The sequence below is a fragment of the Calditrichota bacterium genome, from assembly GCA_014359355.1.
Classification (GTDB): domain Bacteria; phylum Zhuqueibacterota; class Zhuqueibacteria; order JANLFK01; family Oleimicrobiaceae; genus Oleimicrobium.
The window spans coordinates 1-10659 of the sequence record JACIZP010000148.1; the positions used below are offsets into that span (position 1 = coordinate 1).

The 10659-nt window shown below is 60.2% G+C and carries 6 protein-coding genes; all 6 read left to right on the forward strand.

All coding sequences use genetic code 11. The features are described 5' to 3' along the window. The coding region (rpoB, locus tag H5U38_06145) for a DNA-directed RNA polymerase subunit beta (protein ID MBC7186597.1) at positions 1-2984 on the forward strand (2984 nt) is incomplete at its 5' end. 50 nt (positions 2985-3034) lie between these two features. Then, a complete protein-coding gene (gene rpoC / locus H5U38_06150; GenBank protein MBC7186598.1) occupies positions 3035-7240 on the forward strand; it encodes a DNA-directed RNA polymerase subunit beta' in 4206 nt (1401 codons plus the stop codon). A gap of 90 nt (positions 7241-7330) precedes the next feature. Continuing rightward, positions 7331-7705: a 30S ribosomal protein S12 gene (locus H5U38_06155; protein ID MBC7186599.1), complete on the forward strand. Its 375-nt coding sequence runs from the start codon at positions 7331-7333 to the stop codon at positions 7703-7705. A gap of 42 nt (positions 7706-7747) precedes the next feature. Continuing rightward, entirely contained in the window at positions 7748-8218 is a 471-nt protein-coding gene (gene rpsG, locus H5U38_06160; protein ID MBC7186600.1) for a 30S ribosomal protein S7, read from the forward strand. Positions 8219-8410: 192 nt separating this feature from the next. Then, positions 8411-10504: an elongation factor G gene (gene fusA, locus H5U38_06165; protein MBC7186601.1), complete on the forward strand. Its 2094-nt coding sequence runs from the start codon at positions 8411-8413 to the stop codon at positions 10502-10504. A gap of 46 nt (positions 10505-10550) precedes the next feature. Then, positions 10551-10659, forward strand: a 109-nt coding sequence (locus H5U38_06170) for a hypothetical protein (GenBank protein ID MBC7186602.1), incomplete at its 3' end; no start/stop codon positions are given.

The window sequence follows — 10659 nt, forward strand, 5'->3', positions numbered from 1 at the left end:
TGCGCAAGGACACTGCCCGCAGTGAGGAAGACGCTCTGGAGACTATCTACCGCCAGCTGCGCGCCGGTGAGCCACCGGACCTGGAGGCGGCCCGCGGTTTGGTGGAGCGCCTCTTCTTCAACCCCAAGCGCTACGACTTGGGCAAGGTCGGCCGCTACCGTCTGAACAAGAAGCTCGGCTTGGACATCCCGCTGGATGTGACCGTCCTCACCAAAGACGACATTGTGGCCATCATCAAGTATTTGGTCGACCTGCGGGACGGCAAGCGCGAGGCTGATGACATCGACCATCTCGGCAATCGCCGGGTGCGGACGGTGGGCGAACAGCTGGCCCAGCAGATGAGTGTGGGCCTGTCGCGGATGGCGCGTACTATCAAGGAGCGCATGAACCTGCGGGAGAGCGAAAACCTCACGCCGCAGGACCTGGTCAACGCGCGCACGATCCTGTCGGTCATCAACACTTTCTTCGGCACCAGCCAGCTGTCCCAGTTCATGGACCAGACCAACCCACTGGCCGAGCTGACGCACAAGCGTCGCTTGTCGGCCCTGGGTCCAGGTGGTCTGACCAGGGAGCGCGCAGGCTTCGAGGTGCGCGACGTCCACTACACCCACTACGGGCGCCTCTGCCCCATCGAGACGCCCGAGGGGCCGAACATCGGATTGATCTCGTCACTGACCACCTACGGGCGCCTCAACGACCTGGGATTCATCGAGACGCCGTATCGCAAGGTCGTCAATGGGCGGGTGACCAACGAGATCGTCTACCTGGCCGCTGACGAAGAAGAGAACCAGATCGTGGCGCAGGCCAATGCGCCGTTAGACAAGGATGGCCGCTTTCTCCAGGAGCGCGTGAAGGCGCGTCTGCGCGGTGATTTTCCGGTGGTGCCGCCGGAGCAGGTGAGCTACATGGACGTCTCGCCCACCCAGACCGTGTCGGCGGCGGCGGCGCTCATCCCCTTCTTGGAGCATGACGACGCCAACCGCGCCCTAATGGGTTCCAACATGCAGCGCCAGGCCGTGCCTCTGCTTCGTCCGGAGCTGCCGCTTATCGGCACCGGTCTTGAGGCGAAAGTGGCGCGCGATTCGCGGGCGATCATCGTCTCCGACGTGGACGGCGTCGTGGAAGAGGTGGATGCCGACCACATCGTCATCCGCGTGGACCCGGCACACGACCCGCGGAGCGAGCGCGAGGAACTGCTGGATTTTGAGGACCGCACGCGCAGAGTGTACCGGCTGACCAAGTTCATGCGCACCAACCAGGACACCTGCATTAACCAGCGGCCTCTGGTGACGCAAGGGCAGCGCGTCACCAAGAACCAGGTGCTGGCCGACGGCTTTGCTACCGACCGCGGCGAACTGGCACTCGGTCGCAATGTGCTGGTGGCCTTCATGCCGTGGCGCGGCTACAACTTTGAGGACGCCATCATTGTGTCCGAGCGCGTTGTGCGCGAGGACATTTTCACGTCGTTGCACATTGAGGAATTCGACCTCCAGGTTCGTGACACGAAACGGGGCGAAGAAGAGCTGACCCGGGAAATCCCCAACGTCAGCGAAGAAGCGACCAAAGACCTGGATGAGAACGGCGTGGTGCGCGTCGGCGCCGAAGTCCAGGCTGGCGATATCCTGGTGGGAAAAGTGACGCCGAAAGGCGAGACCGACCCCACGCCGGAAGAGAAGCTGCTCAAGGCTATTTTCGGCGAGAAGGCCGGCGACGTCAAAGATGCTTCCCTCAAGGTTCCGCCCGGCGTGAAGGGGATTGTTATCAACACGCGCCTCTTCACCCGCAAGAAGAAGGACACCAAGAGCAAAAAGCAAGAGAAGAAGATGCTCGATGACCTGACGCTGTGGCGCCAGGAAGAAGAGCAGAAGGCCAAACGGCTGCGCGATCAGAAGCTCATTCGCGTGCTGGATGGGAAGACGGCGCAGGCAGTGCGCGACATCCAAACCGACAAGGCGTTGGTGAAAGCCAAAACGGTACTCCGCGCAGATGGCAATCTTGCCCGACTGGACTTTGACCGGGTCAACTTCCGGTTGGAAGTGACCGAGGATGCGGAGGCCAACCAGTTAGCGCTCGAGATCATCAGACGATATGAGCAGCGCCTCGGGGCTATTGAGCAGGAATATGAGCAGAACAAGCTGAAGTTGACCATGGGCGATGAGTTGCCCCCTGGCATTGTGCAGCTTGCCAAAGTCTACGTGGCCAAGAAGCGCAAGCTGTCGGTGGGTGACAAGATGGCCGGGCGGCATGGCAACAAGGGTGTGGTTTCCAAGATTGTGCCGGTGGAGGACATGCCGTTCCTGCCGGATGGCACGCCCGTGGACGTGGTGCTCAACCCGCTGGGCGTACCTTCGCGTATGAACCTTGGTCAGATCATGGAGTGTAATTTGGGCTGGGCAGCGGCCAAGCTGAACCAGCTTTATGCCTCGCCGGTATTTGACGGTGCTACCTATGAGGAAGTCGTGGAAGAGCTGAAGAAGGCGGGGCTTCCTCCCGACGGCAAGACGATCCTGTACGATGGACGTACCGGCGAGCCATTCGACCAACCGGTGACCGTCGGCTATTTGTACTTGATGAAGTTGTCGCACCTGGTAGAAGATAAGATTCACGCCCGTTCCATTGGGCCGTACTCGCTCATCACCCAGCAACCCCTGGGCGGGAAGGCACAGTTCGGTGGGCAGCGGTTCGGCGAAATGGAGGTCTGGGCGCTGGAGGCCTACGGTGCCGCGCACACGCTCCAGGAGATCCTCACCGTCAAGTCGGACGATGTGCGTGGGCGGTCCAAGGTGTATGAGGCCATTGTCAAGGGCGACAACTTACCCGAGCCCGGCTTGCCTGAGTCGTTCAACGTGCTCATTCGCGAGCTGCAGGGCCTTGGGCTCGATGTGGAGCTGATCGATGGCCGGATGCCCCAGTGGTCCGTGCGCCCAAAAAGGGGCTCACAGGGGCTAAGACCTACCGAGGGCAGCTCTGTGATTCACGGTTAGCGCATCTTGCGGAGGTGTAAAGTTTGGTGCTCACGACCAGACAAGATGCAATAGGCAGGGGGCCAACTACTGCCATCGCCATCGGTCTTGCTTCTCCGGACAAGATCCTGGAACGGTCTTACGGCGAGGTGACCAAGCCGGAGACGATTAACTACCGTTCCTTCAAGCCGGAGAAAGACGGCCTTTTCTGCGAAAAGATTTTCGGTCCGGTGCGGGATTGGGAGTGTCATTGCGGCAAGTACAAGCGCGTGCGCTACAAAGGGATCGTCTGCGACCGCTGTGGCGTGGAGGTCACCCAGAAGAGCGTGCGCCGCGAGCGCATGGGACACATCACCCTGGCCGTGCCGGTGGTGCACATTTGGTACTGGAAGTCTATCCCCTCGAAGATCGGCTACCTGCTGAACATGAGCAGCAAGGAGCTGGAGAAGATCATCTACTACGAGTCGTATGTGGTGATCCAGCCAGGGCGCAGCGGTTTGCGCGCCAAAGAGCTGATCTCCGAGGAAGAGTACCTGCGCATCATCAACGAGTACCCGGAGCTGGTCCAGACCGAGAACGAAGAGGACCGCTTCGTGGCAAAGATGGGCGGCGAGGCGATCCTGGACTTGCTCAAGCGGGTGGACATCCAGAAGCTCTCTGAGGAGCTCCGTCAGCAGGCGAAGACCGAGACTTCGGTACAACGCCGCATGGAGTGCCTGAAGCGACTCAAGGTCATCGAGGCGTTCCGGCGCAGCGGCCTCAATGGACGCGAAAACAAGCCAGAGTGGATGGTGATGACGGTGATTCCGGTCATCCCGCCGGAGCTGCGTCCGTTGGTGCCGTTGGAGGGTGGTCGCTTCGCCACCTCGGACCTCAACGACCTTTATCGGCGAGTGATCATTCGCAACAACCGCCTCAAGAAGTTGCTGGAGATCAAGGCGCCTGAAGTCATCCTCCGCAACGAGAAGCGCATGCTGCAGGAGGCGGTCGACTCGCTCTTTGACAATAGCCGCAAGGCTTCGGCCGTACGCGGTGACAGCAACCGCGCGCTCAAGTCGCTGTCCGACATGCTGCGCGGCAAGCAAGGCCGGTTCCGCCAGAACCTGTTGGGCAAGCGCATCGACTACTCGGGCCGCTCCGTCATCGTTGTTGGTCCGGAGCTGAAGCTGCACGAATGTGGACTGCCCAAGGAGATGGCGCTGGAGCTCTTCAAGCCGTTCATCATCCGCAAGCTCATCGAGCGGGGGATGGTGAAGACGGTCAAGAGCGCCAAGAAGGTGGTCGACCGGCGGGGCGCCGAAGTGTGGGCCATCCTGGAGGAGATTATCCAGGATCACCCGGTGATGCTCAACCGCGCCCCCACGCTGCATCGGCTGGGCATTCAGGCCTTTCAGCCGCTGCTCATCGAGGGCAAGGCCATCCAGATTCACCCCTTGGTCTGCGCGGCCTTCAACGCGGACTTTGACGGGGACCAGATGGCGGTGCACGTGCCGCTGTCCTACTACGCGCAGATCGAGGCCAAGCTCTTGATGCTGTCCAGTCACAGCATCTTATCGCCAGCCAGCGGCCGACCCTTGGCTATTCCCAGCCAGGACATCGTGCTGGGGATCTATTACCTGACCAAGGTGAAGCGCGGCGACAAGGGCGAAGGGATGCTCTTCTCCTCGCCGGACGAGGTGATCATCGCCCACAACAATGGGGTAGTTGGTCTCCATGCCCGCATCAAAGTGCGGCTGGATGGCCGGGTCATCGAGACGACTACTGGGCGGGTCATCTTCAACCAGTGCGTGCCGCGGGAACTCGGCTTCTACAACGAGCTCCTGACCAAGAAGCGCATCGAGCAGATCGTCTACGACTGCTACCGGCGTCTGGGGAGTGTGCGCACCACAGAGTTCCTGGACCAGTTGAAGGACATCGGCTTCCACTACGCCATGGTATCCGGGGCGACGGTGGGCATGACTGATGTGCTCATCCCGCCTGAGAAGCAGGCCATACTGCAGAGTGCTACTCAGGCCGTGGAAGCCATTCAGAAGCAGTACGAGCGGGGCGTGATCACTGACGGTGAGCGCTACAACCGGACCATCGACGTCTGGACGCACGCCACCAACGAAGTGACCGAGAAGATGTTCGAGGGGCTGCGGGACGACAAGGAAGGCTTCAATCCCATCTTCATGATGGCTGATTCCGGAGCCCGGGGCTCGCAGGACCAGATCCGCCAGCTGGCGGGCATGCGCGGACTGATGGCCAAACCCCAGAAGAAGATGATTGGCCAGATGGGCGAAATCATCGAAAACCCGATCACGGCCAACTTCCGCGAAGGTCTCTCCGTGCTGGAGTACTTTATCTCCACGCATGGCGCGCGCAAGGGTCTTGCTGACACAGCCCTGAAGACTGCTGATGCTGGCTACCTGACCAGGAGGCTGGTCGACGTCGCCAATGACGTGGTGGTGACCATGAAGGACTGTGGCACCATCCTCGGCGTGCGCACCGGAGCCCTCAAGGAGGGCGAGGAGGTCATTGAGCCGCTCATCGACCGGATTGTGGGCCGCGTTGCTGCGGAGGACGTCTATCACCCCGATACCAATGAGGTGATGGTGCAAGCTGGCCAGCTTATTGACGAAGAGTTGGGCCAAGCCATCGTCGACGCCGGCATTGAGGAGGTGAGCATCCGTTCGGTGCTCACCTGTGCTGCTCGACGCGGTGTGTGCGCCATGTGTTATGGCCGCAACCTGGCTACCGGCCGCATGGTGCAAGTCGGCGAAGCTGTTGGGGTGATGGCCGCACAGTCCATCGGCGAGCCTGGCACGCAGCTGACCCTGCGTACCTTCCACATCGGTGGCACGGCGTCGCGCATCGCTGCCCAGAGCAGCGTGGTCACCAAGCGGGCTGGCACACTGCAATACGAAAATGTGAGAGCCATCCCGCAGGAGGATGGATCGCAAATCTGCATTTCGCGCACTGGGCGGATCAACATTGTTGATGAGAACAACCGGGTGGTGGAAAAGTACACCGTTCCTTATGGCGCCACCATCCTGAAACAAGAGGGCCAGAGCATCGGCAAGGGTGAGGTGCTCTTCCAGTGGGATCCCTACAGCGCGAGCATCATCTCCACCCATAGCGGGACGGTGAGGTTCGAGGACATCAAGGAGAATGTCACCTACCGAGAAGAGCTGGATGAGACCACGGGCCTGAAGCAGAGCGTTATCATCGAGGCGCGCAACCGCAGTCTCAACCCGCAGGTCTTGGTGGTCGACGCAAAGGGCAAAGTTCTTGCTCGCCATCATATGCCGGTGCGGGCGTTCCTGCAGGTGCGCGAGGGACAGGAGATCAAAGCGGGGCAGGTGATCGCCAAGATCCCCCGGGAAATCGCCAAGACTCGCGACATCACCGGTGGACTCCCGCGGGTGGCCGAGCTGTTCGAGGCGCGGCGGCCGAAGGACCCAGCAGTGGTCAGTGAGATCGACGGCATCGTCAGCTTCGGTGAAATCCGCCGCGGCGTGCGGAGGATCGTGGTCACCTCCGAGGATGGTCACGACCAGCGCACGTACACCATCCCCTACGGCAAGCACGTCTTGGTACATGACGGCGACCGGGTGCGTGCGGGCGAAAAGCTGTCCGAAGGGGCCGTGGCACCCCATGACATCCTGGCGATCATGGGCGCCAATAAGGTGCAGGAATATCTGCTGAACGAAATCCAGGAGGTCTATCGCCTCCAGGGTGTGCGCATCAACGATAAGCACATCGAGATCATCGTGCGCCAGATGCTGCAAAAGGTGCGCATCGAGGATCCCGGGGACACCGACTATCTGGAAGGCGACCAGGTCGACCGCCTGTCCTTCATGGAAGAGAACGACCGCATGAAGGAGCAGATGGTCATCACGGCGCCAGGCGACTCAAACTGGCGAGTCGGGCAGAGGGTGAATGCTGCCGAGTTCAAAGAGGTGTGCGCAACGCTGGAGAAGGACGGAAAACGGGTGCCTGAGGCCCGTCCGGCAAAGCCCGCCACCTTCGAGCCCCTCCTATTGGGCATCACCAAGGCGTCGCTGTCCACCGACAGCTTTATTTCGGCTGCTTCGTTCCAGGAGACCACGCGGGTGCTGGCCGATGCCTCGGTGGAGGGAAAGATAGACCGCTTGCTTGGTCTGAAGGAAAACGTAGTGATGGGTAACCTCATCCCTGCTGGTACTGGCCTGGCCAAGTACCGCGACATTCGCGTGTTCGCGCCCAGCCAGGAAGAGGCTGAGCAGGTGTCGACCGAAGTCGCTGCGTCCAAGTAGCGCATTGGAACGGCGCGTTGTCAAGCAAAAAAGTAGTTGGATTTCGTAGGTTGTTTGTGTATATTTCGCGTTCGCAGAAGAGGAGGAAGCTTGCCGACGATTAATCAGCTTGTGCGCCATGGGAGGGCGCGCGTATTGACGAAAAGCAAGGCGCCAGCACTGACAGGGTCGCCGCAGAGGCGTGGCGTGTGCACCAGGGTGTACACCACTGCGCCCAAGAAGCCTAATTCTGCGCTGCGCAAAGTGGCCCGTGTGCGCCTGACCAACGGCTATGAAGTGACGGCCTATATCCCGGGGGAGGGCCACAATCTGCAAGAGCACTCTATCGTGCTCGTCAGAGGTGGCCGTGTGAAGGACCTCCCTGGTGTGCGGTACCACATCATCCGGGGGACGCTGGATACTGCGGGTGTCAACGATCGTGCCCAGGGGCGTTCCAAGTACGGGACGAAGAGGCCCAAGAAGTAGCAGGCAAGCAAGACGAAATCGTTCATACTCTGAGAGTGAGAGATGCCGAGGAGAAAACGGCCGGTCAAACGTGAGGTGCTCCCAGATCCGAAGTTCCAGTCGGTACTGGTCACCAAGTTCATCAACAGCATCATGAGGCGCGGCAAGAAGAGCTTGGCAGAGACGATTTTCTACCGCGCCATCGACATCATCGAGAAGAAGACCGGGCAGAATGGCCTTGAGGTTTTTGAGAAGGCGGTGGAAAACGTGAAACCGCTGTTGGAGGTCAAGTCACGACGCGTCGGCGGCGCCACCTACCAGGTTCCTGTGGAAGTGCGCCCGGAGCGCCGGCAAAGTTTGGCGATCCGCTGGATCATCAGCAACGCCCGTGCGCGGTCGGAAAAGACTATGGCCGAAAAACTGGCTGCCGAGCTGATCGCCGCCTCCAAGAACGAAGGCGCTTCCATCAAGAAGCGCGAGGACACGCACAAGATGGCGGAAGCCAACAAGGCATTTGCCCACTTCCGCTGGTAGTTTCGTGCCAGGCTCGGCCTGGCGAGACAGCAAGAACACGCGCTCCCTTTAGACAGGGAGTGCACAACCATGTGACAATCTCGAGCAGGACGCAGTAGCTAAACGAAACCACTGCAGTTTTGGCGTGCCGTCGTCCTCCGAGCTTGAGTGAGAGACCAGAACCGGTCTCTCCAGATTTGGCGGACTTTTTTAATGTCGACACGATACCCAATCGAAAAAATTCGCAACATCGGCATCATGGCGCACATCGATGCCGGGAAGACCACGACCACCGAGCGCATCCTGTTCTACACGGGCAAGGTGCACCGCATCGGCGAGGTGGATGATGGTGCTGCTACCATGGATTGGATGGAGCAGGAAAAGGAGCGAGGCATCACCATCACCGCCGCCTCCATCAGCTGCGAGTGGGACGGTCACCGCATCAACATCATCGACACGCCAGGCCATGTGGATTTCACCGTTGAGGTGGAACGCTCCCTGCGCGTGCTGGATGGCGCCGTTGCCTTGTTCTGTGCCGTGGGTGGCGTGGAGCCGCAGTCGGAGACGGTGTGGCGACAGGCGGACAAGTATCGCATCCCGCGCATCGCCTTCGTCAACAAGATGGATCGCATCGGCGCAGACTTTTTCAACACCGTCCGTATGATCCGCGAGCGGCTGGGCGCCAACCCTGTCCCCGTGCAAATTCCCATGGGGCAGGGCGACATGTTCACCGGCCTCATCGACCTCATTCGCATGAAGGCCGTCACCTACAGGGAAGATACGCTCGGCAGCCAATGGGAAGAGTTCGATATCCCCAAGGACCTGTTGGGTATTGCCAACGAGTATCGCACCAAACTCTTGGAAGCCATTTCGGACTATGATGATACCCTCTTGGAGAAGTACTTAGAGGGGAAAGAGATTGGGGAAGAAGAGATTATCAGCGTGGTGCGCAAAGCCACGCTCGATGTGAGCATCGTGCCTGTGCTTTGTGGTTCGGCTGCACGGAACAAGGGTATCCAGCGCCTGCTGGATGCGGTGGTGCGCTATCTGCCGTCGCCGGTGGACTTGCCACCCGTGCAGGGGGAGAATCCCTACATCGGCAAGACGGAGACGCGGCGCCCCTCCGAGGATGAGCCTTTTGCAGCCTTGGCCTTCAAGGTTATGTCCGACCCGTACGTGGGTCGCCTCACCTACTTCCGTGTCTATTCGGGGAAGATCCAGACGGGGGCGACGGTGCTGAACGCCAATCTTGGCAAGCGCGAGCGCTTGTCGCGCATCCTGCAGATGGCCGCCAACAAGCGCGAAGACCTGGAAGAGATTACCTGTGGCAACATTGCTGCTGCTGTAGGCTTGCGGCTGACCAAGACAGGCGAGACGCTGTGTGACCCTAAGAAGCCCATTGTGCTGGAGTCCATGCGCTTCCCGGAACCGGTGATCAGCATCGCCATTGAACCGAAGACCAAGGCCGATCAAGAGCGCTTGTCGATTTCGCTGGCGCGCTTGGCCGATGAGGACCCGACCTTTCAGGTGAAGGTGAATCAGGAGACGGGCCAAACCTTGATCTCCGGCATGGGTGAGCTGCACCTGGAGATCCTGACCGACCGCCTGCTGCGCGAGTTCAAGGTGGGGGCAAAGATCGGCAAGCCGCAGGTCAGCTATCGCGAAACGATCCGTCGCAAGGTGACCAGCGAAGGCAAATTCATTAAGCAGAGCGGTGGGCGGGGCCAGTACGGACACGTCGTGCTGGAGCTGGAGCCGAACGAGCCAGGCAAAGGGTTTGAGTTCGAGAGCAAGATCATCGGCGGGGTGATTCCTAAGCAGTTCATCAAGCCCATCGCCGATGGGGTCAAAGAGGCCATGGGCGAGGGTGTGCTCACCGGCAGCCCCATGGTGGATATCAAAGTGGCCCTGATCGATGGCTCCTATCACGAGGTGGACTCCTCGGATATTGCGTTCAAAATTGCGGCGTCAATGGCGTTCCGCGATGGCGCACGACGTGCCGACCCCATGCTCCTGGAGCCGCTCATGAAGCTGGAAGTGATCGTTCCCGAGGAGTACCTGGGTGACGTGGTGGGCGACCTGCGCATGCGGCGCGCCAAGATAAAGGCCATGGCGCCCCGCGCCGACGGCCAGGTCATCGATGCAGAGATACCGCTGAGCGAAACCTTCGGCTACGCAACGCAGCTACGTTCCATGACCCAGGGCCGGGCAATCTTTACCCTGCAGTTCCTGCGCTATGCCCCGGCCCCCGACGAGGTAGCCGAAAAACTTTTGGGCGAACATCGCTCCTATGCGATGGCCCGCTGAGCAACCGACTTGGCAATTTGCAAGAGCAATCAGGAGGAGATGAGCGATGGCGAAGCAGAAGTTTGAGCGGACGAAGCCGCACGTGAACATAGGGACGATAGGTCATGTGGATCATGGGAAGACGACGTTGACGGCGGCGATTACGCAGGTATTGA

What these genes read in the sequence shown, in the direction of transcription:
- rpsG (MBC7186600.1), top strand. Translation starts at nt 7,748, where the DNA reads ATGCCGAGGAGAAAACGGCCGGTCAAACGTGAGGTGCTCCCAGATCCG.
- fusA (MBC7186601.1), top strand. Translation starts at nt 8,411, where the DNA reads ATGTCGACACGATACCCAATCGAAAAAATTCGCAACATCGGCATCATG.